This is a genomic window from Arthrobacter sp. B6 (genome assembly GCF_001663775.1).
Taxonomy (GTDB): domain Bacteria; phylum Actinomycetota; class Actinomycetes; order Actinomycetales; family Micrococcaceae; genus Arthrobacter.
On the sequence record NZ_KV467168.1, the window covers coordinates 1,659,590 to 1,676,024 of the forward strand.

General features: G+C 66.2%; 9 protein-coding genes, 3 tRNA genes and 1 pseudogene. 10 read left to right on the forward strand and 3 right to left on the reverse strand.

The genetic code is table 11. The features are described 5' to 3' along the window. Positions 1-2: 2 nt before the first annotated feature. Positions 3-90, forward strand: a tRNA-Ser gene (locus AU175_RS07160). A 111-nt stretch (positions 91-201) separates the two neighbouring features. Here AU175_RS07160 and AU175_RS07165 read toward each other — a convergent pair. Further along, a complete protein-coding gene (locus tag AU175_RS07165) occupies positions 202-2,142 on the reverse strand; it encodes an FAD/NAD(P)-binding protein (protein ID WP_066287032.1) in 1,941 nt (646 codons plus the stop codon). A gap of 75 nt (positions 2,143-2,217) precedes the next feature. On the opposite strand from AU175_RS07165, the gene AU175_RS07170 reads away from it, so the two are divergent. The 3 genes from AU175_RS07170 to AU175_RS07180 all read left to right on the forward strand — a co-directional run bounded on the left by AU175_RS07170 (position 2,218) and on the right by AU175_RS07180 (position 6,324). Next, a complete protein-coding gene (locus AU175_RS07170; RefSeq protein WP_066287033.1) occupies positions 2,218-4,482 on the forward strand; it encodes a prolyl oligopeptidase family serine peptidase in 2,265 nt (754 codons plus the stop codon). A gap of 95 nt (positions 4,483-4,577) precedes the next feature. Beyond that, a tRNA-Ser gene (locus tag AU175_RS07175) sits at positions 4,578-4,665 on the forward strand. A gap of 177 nt (positions 4,666-4,842) precedes the next feature. Next, positions 4,843-6,324, forward strand: coding sequence for an MFS transporter (locus AU175_RS07180; RefSeq protein WP_066287035.1), 1,482 nt, complete (start codon positions 4,843-4,845; stop codon positions 6,322-6,324). Here the strand turns inward: AU175_RS07180 and AU175_RS07185 are convergent. Further along, positions 6,248-8,446, reverse strand: a complete 2,199-nt coding sequence (locus AU175_RS07185; protein WP_066287037.1) for a RecQ family ATP-dependent DNA helicase — start codon at positions 8,444-8,446, stop codon at positions 6,248-6,250. The two genes, AU175_RS07180 and AU175_RS07185, sit on opposite strands and share 77 nt — an antisense overlap. Positions 8,447-8,609: 163 nt before the next feature. On the opposite strand from AU175_RS07185, the gene AU175_RS07190 reads away from it, so the two are divergent. The 4 genes and pseudogenes from AU175_RS07190 to AU175_RS07205 all read left to right on the forward strand — a co-directional run bounded on the left by AU175_RS07190 (position 8,610) and on the right by AU175_RS07205 (position 12,273). Further along, positions 8,610-10,034, forward strand: a complete 1,425-nt coding sequence (locus AU175_RS07190) for a phosphomannomutase/phosphoglucomutase (protein ID WP_066287039.1) — start codon at positions 8,610-8,612, stop codon at positions 10,032-10,034. Position 10,035: 1 nt separating this feature from the next. Continuing rightward, positions 10,036-10,527: a hypothetical protein gene (locus AU175_RS07195; protein WP_066287040.1), complete on the forward strand. Its 492-nt coding sequence runs from the start codon at positions 10,036-10,038 to the stop codon at positions 10,525-10,527. A gap of 14 nt (positions 10,528-10,541) precedes the next feature. Then, positions 10,542-10,991 carry an RrF2 family transcriptional regulator gene (locus AU175_RS07200; RefSeq protein WP_066287041.1) on the forward strand — a complete coding sequence of 150 codons (450 nt, stop codon included), beginning with the start codon at positions 10,542-10,544 and terminating at the stop codon, positions 10,989-10,991. A 122-nt stretch (positions 10,992-11,113) separates the two neighbouring features. Next, a pseudogene (locus AU175_RS07205) lies at positions 11,114-12,273 on the forward strand (globin domain-containing protein). A gap of 156 nt (positions 12,274-12,429) precedes the next feature. Here AU175_RS07205 and AU175_RS07210 read toward each other — a convergent pair. After that, positions 12,430-14,256, reverse strand: coding sequence for a phosphoenolpyruvate carboxykinase (GTP) (locus AU175_RS07210; protein WP_066287043.1), 1,827 nt, complete (start codon positions 14,254-14,256; stop codon positions 12,430-12,432). Between the two features lie 278 nt (positions 14,257-14,534). On the opposite strand from AU175_RS07210, the gene AU175_RS07215 reads away from it, so the two are divergent. Together AU175_RS07215 and AU175_RS07220 are read left to right on the forward strand one after the other, a co-directional pair. Next, positions 14,535-14,608 (forward strand) — tRNA-Arg (locus tag AU175_RS07215). A 300-nt stretch (positions 14,609-14,908) separates the two neighbouring features. After that, a complete protein-coding gene (locus AU175_RS07220) occupies positions 14,909-16,363 on the forward strand; it encodes a dihydrolipoyl dehydrogenase family protein (RefSeq protein WP_066287045.1) in 1,455 nt (484 codons plus the stop codon). The last annotated feature ends 72 nt before the right edge of the window (positions 16,364-16,435 follow it).

Genomic DNA, 16,435 nt, shown 5'->3' on the forward strand with positions numbered 1-16,435 from the left:
AGGGAAGGTTGTCCGAGCGGCCGAAGGAGCTAGTCTTGAAAACTAGTGTGCGGTAACCCCGTACCAAGAGTTCGAATCTCTTACCTTCCGCGAACGGAACCCCGGTCCACCAGCTTCTGGTGAGCCGGGGTTCCTTCGTTCTCCCCAATTCTCCAGCCGGGCACCCCCATTGCCCAGATCATTTGGGATGGGAGCCGCCGGTCAGCGGGGCGGGATGTTGCCCAGGATAGCCTGCGCGATTTCGTCGGCATCGCGGAGCGTGCGCTGCCCGCTGGGATACGTTGGACCGCCGGGCTGGACCGCCTCAGCAGCGATGGCGGTGCCCCATTGGGTTGCCGATAGCTGGAGGCCCAGGACATAGAGTCCGGCGGTGACAGACCCGTTGGCTGCCACGGGCCGGTAGGGGTGGGGGCTGACGTCCAGCCCGGTGGCCTGCACGGGTGCGCCCTCCGCCGTCATCATGAGGCGCGGCCGCACGAGCCCGTCCGCCAAGAGCTGTTTCAGCAGCGGAGAGTCGTTGGCGGACACCCGGTTGGCGGGGGCAAGCGCCTCCACCATGGTCCTGGCCACGGCCGGCGGGCCTTTAACCCAGGGTGACGCCGCCGTGAACATCCCGGTGTGGCGGTCCAGCCCAAACTTGGGGTCGGGACCAACAAAGCTGACCACCCCGGCGCGGGCCAGTGCTGCCAACTGTTCGGCACGCATCGCCGGCGGACCGCTCGCCAGCCCTTCAACAAAGGACTCGAACCAGCCACGCAGCCCGGCGACCCACGATTCGTCGGTGATGCCGCCGTCGGCCACCGCGGTCTTCAGGACAGCACGTCCGTGGTGGAGGGCCCCGATTGCCATCTTGATGGGGTCGTCCTCCCCGAGGGCGGAGCGGCGGGCGTCATCCATCAGGTAATCCACGACGGCCGCGTCCAGTTCGGCGCGTGAGGCGAACGACCGGCCCGCAAGGGGCGCTGCGAGTCCCTGGAGGTCAAGCCGGTGGCGCGGCGGGACATGGATGGCCAGGACACTGGCCATGGCGTCCTCCCAGTTGGCAGCGCTGTGCGCATGGGGACGCAGCGCGATATCGAGGGCCTCGAGGAACGCGGCAGGCTCCGCGACGGCACCGGGCTGCGAGCGCACCAGCGTCGAATAGTAGGCCCAAAGGGTGTCCCTGTGGAGCAACGGCCAGAGATCGTGGTCGAATCCCGGACGGATCCCGGCGGCGCTGAACCGTTCCAGCGCGGCACCGGTCAGGTACCTCAGGCGGACGGACGCCGGGTAATACCCCTTCAGGGCGGCCTTGGTGCGGTAGGGGGTGCCGCGGCGTGAGGCGGCAATGATCAGCGGTTCCTGGCCGGAAGGCCGGTAGTCCAGCCGGTGGCCGGCGTCGATGAATTTTCCGCCGCGCCCCTCCGTGAGCTGGCCCATGGCGTCGAAGAAGTTCAGGCCCATGCCCCGGACCAGGACAGGCTCACCGGCCGGAATCACGCCCCAGTCCACGTCCGCGGGAACTGCCGGCGGCAGGTATCGCAGGCCCATCCGCGCGGCGGAGGACTGCAGTTCGCGCTGTTCAGGATTCAGCCGGGCAGCGACATGGCCCAGGGCCAGCACCACCGAATCGGTGCGCAGGGAACCGCCGCCGGCCAGGCCGACGTCGAACGTTCCATCTGCGGACGGAACCACCGACTCGGCGGACAATGCATGGAACTGGACGGTCACGCCGTCGGGCAACCGTTCCAGCAGTTCCTCAAGGGTGCAGCGCAGGTACCGGCCGTAAATGGCACGGCTGGGAAAGTCCCCGGGGCCCAGCGTGGCGAGCTCGGACCGTTCTTCTGCCGTCAGCGATGGCATTGGAGCGCGCTGCTGGCGCGCCCGCCAGCTGTTGAAGGTGGTACCGGCAAGCGGAGGGGCGAGGGCTGGATCCTCCGGTATGAGCGTGGGGTAGAACGACTGGGTGTTCATCACGTACAGCCGTGACTGGCCGGGCTGCCACACATGGCCGGGGCCGGCAGGGTACGGGTCGATCATGTGGATCTGGAGGGCAGCGGGCTCTGGCTGGGCCGCGGCGTGGGCCAGGAGACGCTCCAGCACGCTGGTACCCCGAGGGCCGGCGCCGATGATGGCGGTCCGGATCTGCTGCGTTGTACCCACGGCATCCAGAGTATCGGCTTGCCCCGTGGGCTCTTGACTTGCTAGGTGCGTGCAGATGTTGTTTGGATGGGGCGCATGACCACCACTGCAGCTGACTCAGCGCCCGGTTCCAACCCTCCAGCCACCGCCCCCGAACCCACCGACGAGAACATCTGGCTCGAGGAGATCTACGGCGAGGAGCAGCTGGCGTGGGTCCGGGAGCAGAATGCCCGCACGGAGGACCTGCTGGAGGACGCCGACTATGCGGCACTGGAAGGCAGCATCCTTGAGGTCCTGGATTCCACGGACAGGATCGCCATGGTGGGCAAGCGCGGCGACTGGTACTACAACTTCTGGAAGGACCAGGCGAACCCCAAGGGGCTGTGGCGCCGCACCACCTGGGAAAGCTACTGCACGGACGCTCCGGAATGGGACATCTTGCTGGACGTTGATGCCCTCGCTGCGGCAGAAGGAATTGAATGGGTGTTCCACGGGGCCACTTTCCTTCGCCCGGCGGACGGCGAGCCGCACCGCCACGCGCTGCTGGCGCTCTCCCCCGACGGAGGCGACGCGAACCGTTACAGGGAGTACGACGTCGAGGCACGCGGCTTTGTTGCCCCGGCGGACGGCGGGTTTGACCTCCCGACGGCGAAGGGCAACGTCTCGTGGCTGGATCAGGACACGCTGCTGGTCGCCTCCACCGCGGAGGGTCTTCCAAGCACGGCGTCCTCCTACGCCCGTACGGCCGTGACCCTGCGCCGCGGTGGACCGCTTGCCACCGCGCCCCGCCTGTTCGAAGTGGCCGAGAACCACATGATGGCCGTCGTGGCCCATGATTCGACTCCTGGCTTTGAGCGCACTTTTGCCGTGGACTACATCGATTTCTTCAACCAGAGGACCTCAGTCCTGCAGGACGGGGCCTGGGTGGAAATCGACGTTCCCACCGACGTGAACATCAGCGTGCATCGCGAGTGGCTGCTGTTCCGTCCCCGCCAGGACTGGGCAGTGAACGGAACCGTTTACCCGGCCGGGTCCTTGCTCACAGCACACTTTGACGACTATCTGGCTGGCTCCCGTGACCTGGCGGTCCTGTTTACTCCGGATACCCACACATCCCTGCAGTCATGGAGCTGGACCCGGAACTTCCTGCTCCTGAACCTCCTGCGCGACGTCTCGTCGGAGATCCGCGTGCTCGATCCGTCCGCGCCCGGCGGGTCAGGCGAGTCCGGCGCGTGGGCCTCGTCACTGCTGGACGCCTGCCCGCCCCTGCACGACGTGAACGCCTATGCGGTGGACGACGAGGACGAAGGCCCCTCCGACGGCGGCGCCGGAGACGACTTCTGGCTGGTCGCCACCGGCTTTACGACCCCCAGCACCTTGATGCGGGGAACGCTGAAACGGGGTTCCACCCCTTCCGGCGGTGCCGCCAACGGTGCCTACGACAGCGCCGGGACGGCAGGCGTGGTGAGCAGCCACACAACGGTGAAGGCGTCGCCGTCGTTCTTTGACGACTCCCGGTACGAGGTGCAGCAGCACTTCGCTGTCTCAGCCGACGGCACCCGGGTCCCCTACTTCCAGGTTGCGTCCCGCGACCTGGTGCTGGACGGCCAGAACCCCACCCAGCTCTCCGGGTACGGCGGGTTCGAGGTGTCCCGGACCCCCGCCTACAGCGGGACCGTGGGCAGGGCCTGGCTGGAGCGGCGGACTGCAGCGGCCGCCGGGCCGGGCGCCGCTGCCCATTCCCGCGGCGGCGTGTACGTGGTGGCGAACATCCGTGGCGGCGGCGAGTACGGCCCGGGCTGGCACCGCGCTGCGCTGCAGGAGAACCGGCACCGCGCCTATGAGGACTTTGCTGCCGTGGCGCGGCACCTCATCTCCCGGGGGGTCACGTCGCGCGAACGCCTCGGCTGCGTGGGCGGCTCCAACGGCGGCCTGCTGGTGGGCAACATGCTCACCAACTACCCGGAGCTTTTCGGTGCGGTCTCCTGCGGCGTGCCACTGCTGGACATGCGGCGCTACACCAGGCTCTCTGCCGGGCATTCCTGGATCGCGGAGTACGGCGACCCGGATGTGGCGGAACAGTGGGAATTCATAAGGACATTTTCGCCGTACCACCTGCTCAGGGACGGGGTGGAGTACCCCGAAACGTTTATCTGGACTGCCACGTCCGATGACAGGGTAGGCCCGGTACAGGCCCGCAAGATGGCTGCCAGGATGCTGGCAATGGGGATCCCCAACGTCTGGTTCCATGAGGCGCTGGAAGGCGGCCACGCAGGAGCCTCGGACAACCGGCAGGCGGCAGCGCTGCAGGCACGGAGCCAGCATTTCCTCTGGCGCACGCTGGCCGGCGACGCTTCGTAGCCCGTGCTTGCCGGGGCCCTGACCGGTGCGGTGGCAAGCCGTTTTGCGCTGCATGCCCCGTTCTGCGTATCCTTGGTGGGCTAGGAATAGCAATTGGAGACGTGCCAGAGCGGCCGAATGGGCTTCACTGCTAATGAAGTGTGGGGCACAACTCCACCGGGGGTTCAAATCCCCCCGTCTCCGCGTTTGGCCCCGGTCCCTGGACCGGGGCCTTTTGCGTTCACGAAGCCCCCAACCAGGTCGCAGTTGATGTCGTTATGGGCGCCGAAAACGACATCAGCTGCGACCTGGTTGGGATGGGGCGCATCCGTGGTGCGGACACTGCGGGCCTGTTGCCTGGCCCGGTGGCAGGATTATCAGATGGCACAAAGCAACCAAGTGAACGTGGATCCAGGCAGCGGGCAGGCATGGAACCCCCGCCTGGCGTTGCTCGTGGCTGCCACATTCTTTATGGAATTCCTGGACGGCACCGTCCTCACCACCGCCATTCCCAGTATCGCCGGGGATTTTCAGGTGCCCGCCGCCGACGTCAACATCACCATGACGGCGTACCTCATGACGGTGGCCATGGGCATCCCCTTCAGCGGATGGCTGGCGGAACGGCTCGGGGCGCGGCGCGTCTTCTGCCTGGCCATTGCCTTGTTCACTGCCGCGTCACTGGCCTGCGCGCTGAGCCAGGACCTTACGATGCTGACCCTGGCCCGTATCGCGCAGGGTGCCGGCGGGGCGATGATGGTTCCCGTCGGAACGCTGGTGGTGCTCCGGGGAACGCCGAAATCCGAGTTGTTGCGTGCCACGGCCTTCCTGGTGTGGCCAGGCCTGTTGGCCCCCGTGCTGGCACCGCTGGTTGGCGGCGCGCTGACCACGTATCTGTCATGGCACTGGATCTTCCTGATCAACCTGCCGCTGGGCCTCGCGGCGTTCATCGCGGCTTTACGTCTGGTTCCCGCCGGGGTGGGTGACCGTCAACGCAGGCTGGACTGGCTGGGCCTGTTCCTGACAACGGTGGGCGTTGGCGCACTGGTTGTAGGGCTTGAACTTTCCACCGCCCACCCCGACGGGCCCTGGGGTGGTCTGTGCGCTGCCGCCGGTATTGCCGCCTTGGCCGGCGCTGCGGCCTGGATGCTCCGGGCCAGGAACCCGCTGTTTGATCTCAGCGTCTTTGCAACGCGCACATTCCGGGCCATGGCAACCGGCGGGTTCGTGTACCGCCTGACCATCAGTTCAGTGCCGTTCCTCCTGCCCCTGATGTTCCAGGCCGGCTTCGGCTGGACGCCACTGCACGCCGGCATCATGGTAGCGGCCGTCTTCATCGGCAACATCGGCATTAAACCGGCAACCACCTCCCTGATCAGGCGCTTCGGTTTCAAGCCGATGCTGGTCCTCGCATCCCTCGCGTCCGCGCTGACCTTCGCGCTGTGCGCCCTGCTGACCCCCGACACGCCGCAGGCCATCATGTTCGCGCTGCTGGTGTGCAGCGGGGCGTTCCGCTCCATCGGGTTCTCCGCCTACGCCTCGGTGCAGTACGCGGACATCGCCCCGGCGCAGCTCACGTCGGCAAATGCCGTGTCGGCCACGCTGGTCCAACTGGCCGCCGGTGCAGGAATCGCCGTGGGGGCACTGCTGATCCGGATCTTCGACGGCCTGGCAGTGTTCCCGCAGGACCCGGCAGGGCCGTTCCGTGGGGCTTTCCTGGCCATGGCCGTCCTGATGCTGGTCAGTACCGCAGACAGCCTTTCACTGCACCGGCATGCCGGCGCAGAGATCAGCCGGCCTGGCCAAGTACCAGCGGAAGCACAGCACCCGCACCGGCCTGCCGGAGGGCCCGCCCGGCGACGGTGACCGTCCAGCGGCTGTCCACGAGGTCATCGACGAGCATGATGCTCTGGCCCCGGAGGGACGCCAGCGCAGCCTCCAGTTCCGGTCCCACCACCAGCCGGTCCCAGACGCCGGCCAGGCGGTAGGCGCTGTTGCCGCCACGCCCGCCGGTGGGGCCGCCGTGGCCCAGCTCCAACTGGCCGAGGTAGGGGATGCGGCCGATCTCCGAAATCCCGCGGGCAAGGGTCTGGACCAGTTCAGGCCTGCTTCGTGAGGGAAGGCTCACGATCGCCGCGGGACGGCCCACGCCGCTCCACGCCGGGGTGCGTGCGTCCCCGGTGGCCCATTCGCGCAGTACCTGGACACAGGCCTGAAGCATGCCGGGGTCCACGGGCCGGTCCGTTGCCCCGGCGGCGAACAGTTCCCGCAGCGCCCCGCCCCATCCAAGGTCAGTGAGCCGGGCGAGGATCCGGCCGTCCGCAAGCCCTTCGGCCGGCTTGATCTTGCCCTTGACCGGGACGCCCAGGCGGTCCATTCCGCTGGGCCACTGCAGCCTGGCTTCAAGAACGCCGCCCGCCCGGCTGAGCGTTTGGCCGGCCGCCTCGGTGGCCTCGGCAGCTATGTCCGCCCGGAACCACTGGCCTGCGCAGTTGTCACACCGGCCACAGGGATGCGCCGTTTCGTCGTCGAGGACCGAAGTGATGTATTCCATCCGGCAACCGGCGGTGTCCTGGTAGATCACCATGGAATCCTGCTCGTCCACCCGGGCTTCGGCGATACGGCTGTAGCGCTCGGCATCATAGATCCACGGCTGGCCGGTGGAGCGCCATCCCCCTCCTACGCGTTCCACGGCACCGTCCACCGCCAGCACTTTGAGCAGCAGCTCCAGCGGGGTGCGGCGCAGGTCCACCCTGGCTTCCAGTGCCACGGTTGAGACCGCTGAGCCCGCCTCGGCCAGCGCGGTGAGGACGCCGTTCGCCTTGTCCTCCGAAGGCATGGAGGCGGTCGCAAAGTACTGCCAGATGTCACGGTCCTCCGAGCCGGGCAACAGGAGCACATCGGCGTTCGCCGCGCCTCGCCCGGCGCGGCCCACCTGCTGGTAGTAGGCCACCGGTGAGGACGGCGCCCCGAGGTGCACCACAAAGCCCAGGTCAGGCTTGTCGAAGCCCATGCCCAATGCCGAGGTGGCCACCAGCGCCTTGACCTCGTTGTCCTTCAGGAGCTGCTCGGCGCGTTCGCGGTCCGCGGGATCGGTCCGCCCGGTGTAGGCCAGGACCTTGTGCCCCGCCTCCGCCAGGAGCCTGGCGGTATCCTCTGCGGCGGACACGGTCAGGGTGTAGATGATGCCGCTGCCGGGAAGGTCACCCAGGTGCGTCAGGAGCCAGCCAAGCCGCTGCCGGGAATCCGGCAAGGCCAGCACGCCCAGGCGCAGGGAGTCCCTCCCCAGCGCTCCGCGGATGGTCAGGACGCCGGCGCCGAGCTGTTCCTCGATGTCGTGGACCACGCGCGAATTGGCAGTGGCTGTGGTGGCCAATACCGGGACAGTCTCCGGCAGTTGCGTGATCAGGTCCGCGATCCGGCGGTAATCGGGCCGGAAGTCATGCCCCCAGTCCGAAATGCAGTGCGCCTCGTCAATAACCAGCAGGCCCGTCCGCCGGATGAGCTCCGGAAGCTGGTTCTCGCGGAACGATGGGTTGGTGAGTCGCTCAGGCGACACCAGCAGCACGTCCACCTCATCAGCCGCGAGCTGTTCGCGCACCGTATCCCACTCCAACTGGTTGGCCGAGTTAATGGCCACGGCCCGGACCCCAGCGCGTGCCGCTGCAGCCACCTGGTCCCGCATCAGCGCGAGGAGCGGCGAAACGATCAGGGTGGGTCCCGCGCCGCGCCGCCTCAGCAGCAGGGACGCCACAAAGTAGACCGCCGACTTTCCCCAGCCGGTGCGCTGGACCACCAGGGCACGCCGGCCACCGTCAACCAGAGCCTCAATCGCTTCATACTGGCCGTCGTGGAATTCTGCTGCCGGGTTCCCCACCAGTTCCCGGAGAACCTCCAGGGCCTGGGTGTGGGTGGCTGAGAAGGAATGCGGCTGTGAATCGGAAACGACTGAATCGGAAAGGAGTGCGGCGTGCTGGTTATCGACCATTGATTCAGTATCCCAGCCACCACTGACAGCCAGAAAGCCGGTGGGTCCCTATGTGGACAATTTCCAGCCCGCTGACGGCCGCGCATCCGGCCCCCTCGTCACACAGTCGGAGGCTCCACTGTCCCTCCACAGGCATCCCGTACGTCCACGTAAGATAAGACCCGTGACTAGCGAACAGACAAAGACTTTTGACCTCTCGGCATCCTTCAAGGCGTACGACGTCCGGGGGATCGTAGGTGATTCCATCACCGCCGAAATCGTCGAAGCCGTGGGAGCCGCGTTCGTTGATGTCCTGCAGTTGGAAGGCCAGACGGTCCTGGTTGGCGGCGACATGCGCCCCTCGTCCCCCGAATTCAGCAAAGCGTTCGCCGACGGTGCCGCCACCCGCGGAGCCAACGTCCAGCTCTTGGACCTGATTTCCACCGACGAACTCTACTTCGCGTGCGGCTCGCTCAACGCTGCCGGCGCCACGTTCACCGCAAGCCACAACCCTGCCGAATACAACGGCATCAAGATGTCCAAGCCCGGAGCGCAGCCCATCTCGTCCGAATCCGGGCTCAAAGAGATCCAGGCACTTGCCGAGCAGTACCTCAACGCCGGCTCCATCCCGGCGGCCCCCACGCGTGGCCTGATCGGCGTCCATGACGTCCTCAAGGACTACGCCGAGTACCTGCGCCAACTGGTTGATCTTTCCGGGTCCCGCCCGCTGAAGGTCGTCGTTGACGCCGGCAACGGCATGGCTGGCCTCACCACTCCGGCCGTGCTGGGCGACGCACTCCTGCCCAAGCTTCCGTTTGAGATCGTCCCGCTGTACTTCGAGCTGGACGGATCGTTCCCCAACCACCCGGCCAACCCCCTGGAACCGGAAAACCTCCGCGACCTGCAGGCAGCCGTGATCGAGCACGGTGCGGATATCGGCCTGGCGTTCGACGGCGACGCAGACCGCTGCTTCGTCATCGATGAGAAGGGCGAGCCCGTCTCGCCGTCGGCCATCACCGGGATGGTGGCACGCCGCGAGATCGCCCGCGCCCAGGCACAGGGCGAGGCGAAGCCCACGATCATCCACAACCTGCTGACCTCACGCGCGGTGCCGGAACTGGTGGAGCACGACGGCGGACGCGCCGTCCGCACGCGTGTGGGCCACTCGTTCATCAAGGCAGTCATGGCAGAGGAAGGCGCAGTCTTCGGCGGCGAACACTCCGCCCACTTCTACTTCCGCGATTTCTGGAACGCTGACACCGGCATGCTCGCCGCCATGCACGTGCTGGCCGCCCTCGGCGAGCAGGACGGTCCGCTGTCCGAGCTCGGCCGCGAGTACGAGCCGTATGTTTCCTCCGGCGAGATCAACTCGGAAATCGAGGACAAGGCCGGAGCTGTTGAACGCGTCCGCGCTGACTTCACCGGTGAGGACATCACCATCGACACCATGGATGGCAGCACCTTCACGGCCAACGACGGCAGCTACTGGTTCAACCTCCGCCCCTCCAACACCGAACCGTTCCTTCGCCTGAACGCCGAAGCCACTGACCAGGCCACCATGGAACGCGTACGGGACCGCGTTCTGTCGCTTGTCCGGGGCCAGGGCTAACATGGCTGGCCATAGCGAGCCCGCTATGGGCGGTACGACGGGTTCCTGGCGGGCCTCCGTCCCCGATGCCACGGCCACGGACCTGGAGAACCTGATGGGGACGGGTGTGGGCGCCGCGCAGGAACAGCTCCAGCGGAACGGCGGCTTCCTGCCGTTCGCCCTCGTGGTGGAGAACGACGGCGAGGTCCGGCTGGTGGCCGTAACGCCGGCTGACGCCGAGGAAAGCACCGACGCGGACTTTGATGCTGACGCCATGATCAGCGACCTCACGAACGTCCTGCGCCAGAACCGTCACGAATTCCGGGCCACCGCCATCGTCTGCGACATCCTCCTGGTGGAGGAAGACTCGGACGCCATCCACGTCGCCGCGGAGCACCGGGACGGATCGGTTTTTGCTGCGGTCCTCCCCTACTCGGCCAACCCGTCAACATCCGGGTGGGAGTTCGGCCAGCTCACGGCTGACACCAATGAGCCCGCTGTCTGGGTGGACTAGACCGGCGGCCACGGATGAAAATCAATGCGTTTGCCGATGTCAGCCTTCGGGCCCTCATGGTGCTCGCCGCCGCCCCGGGCGGCACCCTCCTGACCACCCAGAACATCGCCGATGCTGTGGGCACGCCCTACAACCACGTCAGTAAGGCGATGGCCAGGCTGCGGGGCCTTGGCCTGATTGAGGTGGAACGGGGCCGGGCCGGAGGGTCGAGGTTAAGCGCGGCCGGCAGCCGCGCCACTGTAGGCCAGCTCCTCCGGCAGCTTGACTCCAGGTCGGACGCGGCTGACTGCGTCGGCCCCAATGGGGATTGCCCGCTCATCAATGAATGCCGGTTGCGGACCGCCATGGCGCGGGCCCGGGAGGCCTTTTATCGCGAACTGGACGACGTCATCGTTGCCGAACTGCCGGGTTCCCGCCAGATGACTCCGGTATTCCAGGCGATCGGGATGCGTCCCGGCCTCTGAGTTCGCGCCTGATTTGATTTCCTCGTTCTACAAGGTGTAGAACTTGAGCGTAATACTCGCATTTATTATGCGAGTATTACCCGGCCGGACGAAGGCCCCGGCCCCCTATCTCAGGAGTACACATGCTCTCGGACAAATCCCGCCCCGTCATTGAGGCCACCCTGCCGCTGGTTGGTTCGCGGATCGGCGCCATCACTCCCAACTTCTATTCACGGCTGTTCGCCGCCCATCCTGAACTCCTGGATGGCCTGTTTAGCCGTTCGAACCAGCGTTCCGGCGACCAGCAACAGGCCCTGGCCGGGAGCATCGCAACCTTCGCCACCCACCTCGTCAACCACCCGGGTACGCTTCCTGAAACTGTGCTTTCCCGCATTGCCCACCGGCACGCGTCGCTGGGCATCACCGAACCCCAGTACCAGGTGGTCTACGAGCACCTTTTCGCGGCCATCGCCGAAGACCTTGCGGAGGTCATTACCCCGGAGATTGCCGAGGCCTGGACTGAGGTGTACTGGCTGATGGCCGACGCACTGATCAAGCTCGAAAAGGGCCTCTACGCAGCCCAGGCCAACAGCAAAATGTGGACCCCGTGGAAGGTGGCTGCCAAGACCGCCGCGGGCGCCGGTTCCCTCACCTTTACCCTGGAACCCGCGGACGACACCCCGGTCACGCCTGCCCTGCCGGCCAGTACATCAGCGTCAAGGTCCAGCTTCCGGACGGCCTCCGCCAGGTCAGGCAGTACTCCCTTTCCGGGGACACCGGCACCAGCCGGTCCTTCACCACCAAGCTCGACGACGGCGGCGAGGTCTCCCCGGTCCTGCACAGCACGGTAGTGGTCGGCGACATCCTGGAGATCTCCAACCCGTACGGCGAGATCACGCTCAAGGACGGCGACGGCCCGGTGGTCCTTGCATCGGCCGGAATCGGCTGCACACCGACGGCGTCCATCCTCCGCTCACTCGCCGAGTCGGGTTCCGACCGGCAGGTCCTGGTCCTCCACGCGGAAAGCACCCTGGAGAACTGGGCGCTGCGCGGCCAGATGACGGACGACGTCGAACGCCTCGCGGGTGCGGACCTCCAGCTGTGGCTTGAGCGGCCGGAGCCAGGGTCCAAGGAGGGCTTTATGTCGCTGCGTGAAGTGGACCTGCCGGCCAATGCATCCCTGTACCTCTGCGGGCCGCTGCCGTTTATGAAGCACATCCGCAACGAGGCCATCAACGCCGGCATCCCCGCCACCAGGATCCATTACGAGGTCTTCGGCCCCGACATCTGGCTGGCCAGCTGACCCAGGGTTCCCCCTCAGGAGTTTTTGTCCACCTACGGCGACTTAGCGGGCGCTTTGGGGGCATTATCTGGACAAAAACTCCTGAGGAGGACGGACGACGGCGGCCCCGCACCTTTTGCTGTAAAAGGTGCGGGGCCGCCGTCGTACTTTGGATTGTCAGCCCAGTCGCGACTTCAGGCTGTCCAGCTCGGCCTGCAGGGCCTCGGGAAGCGAGTCGCCGAAGTTGGCGAACCATTCCTCGATGGACGCGAGCTCGGTTTCCCACTCAGCCGGGTCCACCCGGACAGCTTCCTCAACCTGCGCCGGGGTCATGTCCAGGCCCTTGAGGTCGATGGAGTCACCGGTGGGGACAAAGCCGATGGGGGTTTCCACGGCGTCAGCCTTGCCTTCGAGGCGTTCGATGGCCCACTTCAGGACACGGGCGTTGTCACCGAAGCCCGGCCAGGCGAACCCGCCCTCCGGAGTGCGGCGGAACCAGTTGACCAGGAAAATCTTGGGCAGCCGCTCCGGGTTGGCCTTGGCGGACAGGTTCACCCAGTGGTTCAGGTAGTCGCCGGCGTCGTAGCCGATGAAGGGCAGCATGGCCATGGGGTCGCGCCGGACCACGCCAACAGCTCCTGCCGCAGCGGCAGTGGTCTCGGAGGACAGCGTGGAACCCATAAAGATGCCGTTGGACCAGCTGCGGGCTTCGGTCACCAGCGGGATGGTGGTCTTGCGGCGGCCGCCGAAGAGGATCGCGGAAAGCTCGACACCGTCCGGGCTGTGGTATTCCTCGGCCAGCATGTCGATCTGGTCGATCGGCGTGCAGAAACGCGAGTTCGGGTGCGCTGCAGGCTTGTCCGAGTCCGGAGTCCAGGAGTTGCCCTGCCAGTCGGTGAGGTGGGCAGGCACTTCCTCGGTCATGCCCTCCCACCACACGCCGCCGTCGTCAGTCAGCGCGACGTTGGTGAAGATGCTGTTGCCCTTGGCAATGGCGCGCATCGCGTTGGGGTTGGTGCCCCAGCCGGTGCCGGGGGCCACGCCGAAGAGACCGGCTTCAGGGTTGACGGCGCGGAGCTCGCCTTCCTTGCCAAAGCGCATCCAGGTGATGTCGTCACCCAGGGTCTCCACCTTCCATCCTTCGATGGTGGGATCAAGCAACGCGAGGTTGGTCTTGCCGCATGCGGACGGGAAGGCCGCCGAGACGTAGTAGGTCTTCTGCTCGGGAGAGGTCAGCTTCAGGATGAGCATGTGCTCGGCCAGCCAGCCTTCGTCACGGGCCATCACGGAGGCGATGCGGAGGGCGTAGCATTTCTTGCCCAGCAGCGCGTTTCCGCCGTAGCCGGAGCCGAAGGACCAGATCGAACGCTCCTCGGGGAAGTGGACAATCCACTTGTCCGGGTTGCACGGCCACGGTACGTCAGCCTGCCCGGCTTCGAGCGGCGCACCCAGGGAGTGCAGGGCCGGCACGAAGAACGCGTTGGTTTCGGTGATGCGGTTCAGGACGTCGGTGCCGATGCGGGCCATGATTCGCATCGAGGCGACAACGTAGGCGCTGTCAGTGATTTCGACGCCGAACTTGGGGTCTTCGGCATCCAGGTGGCCCATCACGAACGGGATGACGTACATGGTGCGACCACGCATGGAGCCGGCGAACAGTCCGCGCAGCTTCTGCTTCATCTCGGCCGGGGCCATCCAGTTGTTGGTGAAGCCGGCGTCGTGCTCCTTCTCGGAGCAGATGAACGTCTGTTCTTCCACGCGGGCCACGTCCGCGGGATCTGAGAACGCAGCGAAGGAGTTCGGGAGGATCTCCTGGTTCAGCCGAGTCAGCGTGCCTGCTGCCACGAGTTCATCGGTAAGACGCGTATTTTCCTCTTCGGAGCCGTCAACCCAGTGGATACGGTCCGGCTGCGTTAGCTCAGCAACCTCTTCGACCCATGCCAGCAGTGCAGCATGCGTGGTGGGTGCTTTCTCAAGCAGCGGCTGTTGTGCCAGATCGCCCATTGCGGTTCCCTTCCTCGGGTTCATCGGTGTGAGCTAAATGCTATGGGCCGGGAGGGCCCTAATTTTTGGGCCCGGACTGCTCGTTGTTGAGCGTTTGGAGTGGAAACCGCGTAAATTCAACAAAGAGCGGGTCAAAACAGGGAGATTAAGTGACGAAGGTCACCTAGACCGGTCTAGTCGGCTAGATTACACACGTTTCGATTTGGTACAACGGCCAACCCTCGCGTAAAGTTATTCGAGGTTCGGGGAGAGCAGAGATGTTCTTCAAGAAACAAGATGCGCCCATAGCTCAGCTGGATAGAGCGTCTGTCTACGGAACAGAAGGTCAGGGGTTCGAATCCCTTTGGGCGCACAGATGAAGGTCCGCACCGGTTCGCCGGTGCGGACCTTTTGCGTTAACTGTCCGACTTCATTTCGGGCGAAGGTGCAAAGGGGTTCCGCCTTCAGGCCCGCGACCGGAATGCGTAACTTATGGCCCCGGAAACGCCTGGCAGCCTTCCTAAAGGGCGACGTTCCGCGGGCAAGCCGCGAGCGGTCGGACAAAAGTTACGCATTCTTGCGCGCCGCGACCGCCCGGCGCAGCCCCATGACCCCGCCAGGAGCAGCACCCTGGCCCCGGCAGTGCCGGCCTCCTTGCGCGTAGGCTAATGCCATGACGCCCGAGCCCCTGGAACGCGAATTCGATGTCATCGTGATCGGCGCTGGCGCCGCTGGCGAAAACGTGGCAGACCGGGCGGTCCAGGGCGGGCTGACAGCAGTACTGGTGGAGGCCGAACTGGTAGGCGGGGAGTGCTCCTACTGGGCCTGCATGCCGTCCAAAGCCCTGCTCCGGCCCGGCACAGCCCTCCACGGGGCGCAGACCGTGCCCGGCGCAGAAGAAGCGGTCACCCGAACCCTTGATGCCGCCGCGGTCCTCAAGAGGCGGGACTACTTCACCTCCAACTGGCAGGACGACGGCCAGGTGAAGTGGGTGGAGGACACCGGGATTGAACTGATCCGCGGCCACGCCTGGATCACCGCCCCGCGTGCCGTGGAAGCAGCCGGACTCGACGGCAACACCTACCTCCTGAGGGCGCGGCACGCCGTCGTGCTTGCCACCGGCTCCACGCCCAACAGGCCTGCCATCGAGGGGCTGGCCGACCAACAGGTCTGGAGCACCCGTGAAGCCACATCAGCCAAGGAGGTCCCGAAACGCCTGGCAGTCCTCGGCGGCGGCGTTGCCGGCGTTGAGCTGGCGCAGGCTTTCGCCAGGCTCGGCTCTGACGTCACGCTCGTAACCCGGGGCCGGCTGCTGGGCAGCTTCCCCGAGGAAGCCGCCCAACTGGTGATGGCCGGCCTTCGCGCGGACGGCGTCGAAGTCCGCCTCCACACCAGCACCGAGAGCATCAGCCAAGATGACGACGGCACGTTCACGCTGAGCCTGGGTGACGGGGCCTCAGTCTCCGCCGACAAGGTCCTGGTGTCCACGGGCCGCCACCCGGCCCTGGAAGGACTCGGGCTGGAAAGCATCGGCCTCGGTGCAGCCGAGGGGAGTCCCCTGAAGCTGGCAACGGACTCCACCGGGCTGGTGAAGGGCCTGCCCGACGGCGACCCTTGGCTTTACGCCGTCGGCGACGCCGCCGGAAACAACCTGCTCACCCACCAGGGCAAGTACGAAGCCCGCGCCACAGGGGATGCCATCGCCGCGCGCGCCAAGGGGGAACTGAGCGGAGAGCCGGCGCCTTGGAGCAGGTACTCGCAGACGGCCAACCGGCACGCCGTACCCACTGTCGTTTTTACTGATCCGGAACTGGCGTCCGTGGGCCGGACACTGGAGCAGGCCACGAAGGACGGATACAACGCCACCTCGGTGGAACTGCCCATCAACGTCTCCGGCTCTTCCTTGCATTCCGAGCACTACGAAGGCTGGGCGCAACTTGTGGTCGACGAGGACCGCCAGGTACTCCTGGGTGCCACCTTCGCGGGCCCCGACGTGGCGGAGTTACTCCATGCCGCCACCATCGCCGTGGTGGGTGAAGTGCCGCTGGACCGGCTATGGCACGCGGTCCCCTCATACCCCACCATCAGCGAGGTCTGGCTGCGGCTCCTGGAGGATTACGGCCTCTGAAAGCCTTGGCCAGAACCCAGGCAGCTATTTGAACTGACCGGTCAGTTTAGTTAGACTGGACGCAGACCATGT

What these genes read in the sequence shown, in the direction of transcription:
- AU175_RS07170 (WP_066287033.1), top strand. Translation starts at nt 2,218, where the DNA reads ATGACCACCACTGCAGCTGACTCAGCGCCCGGTTCCAACCCTCCAGCC.
- AU175_RS07180 (WP_066287035.1), top strand. Translation starts at nt 4,843, where the DNA reads ATGGCACAAAGCAACCAAGTGAACGTGGATCCAGGCAGCGGGCAGGCA.
- AU175_RS07185 (WP_066287037.1), bottom strand. Translation starts at nt 8,446, where the DNA reads ATGGTCGATAACCAGCACGCCGCACTCCTTTCCGATTCAGTCGTTTCC.
- AU175_RS07195 (WP_066287040.1), top strand. Translation starts at nt 10,036, where the DNA reads ATGGCTGGCCATAGCGAGCCCGCTATGGGCGGTACGACGGGTTCCTGG.
- AU175_RS07200 (WP_066287041.1), top strand. Translation starts at nt 10,542, where the DNA reads ATGAAAATCAATGCGTTTGCCGATGTCAGCCTTCGGGCCCTCATGGTG.
- AU175_RS07210 (WP_066287043.1), bottom strand. Translation starts at nt 14,256, where the DNA reads ATGGGCGATCTGGCACAACAGCCGCTGCTTGAGAAAGCACCCACCACG.
- AU175_RS07220 (WP_066287045.1), top strand. Translation starts at nt 14,909, where the DNA reads ATGACGCCCGAGCCCCTGGAACGCGAATTCGATGTCATCGTGATCGGC.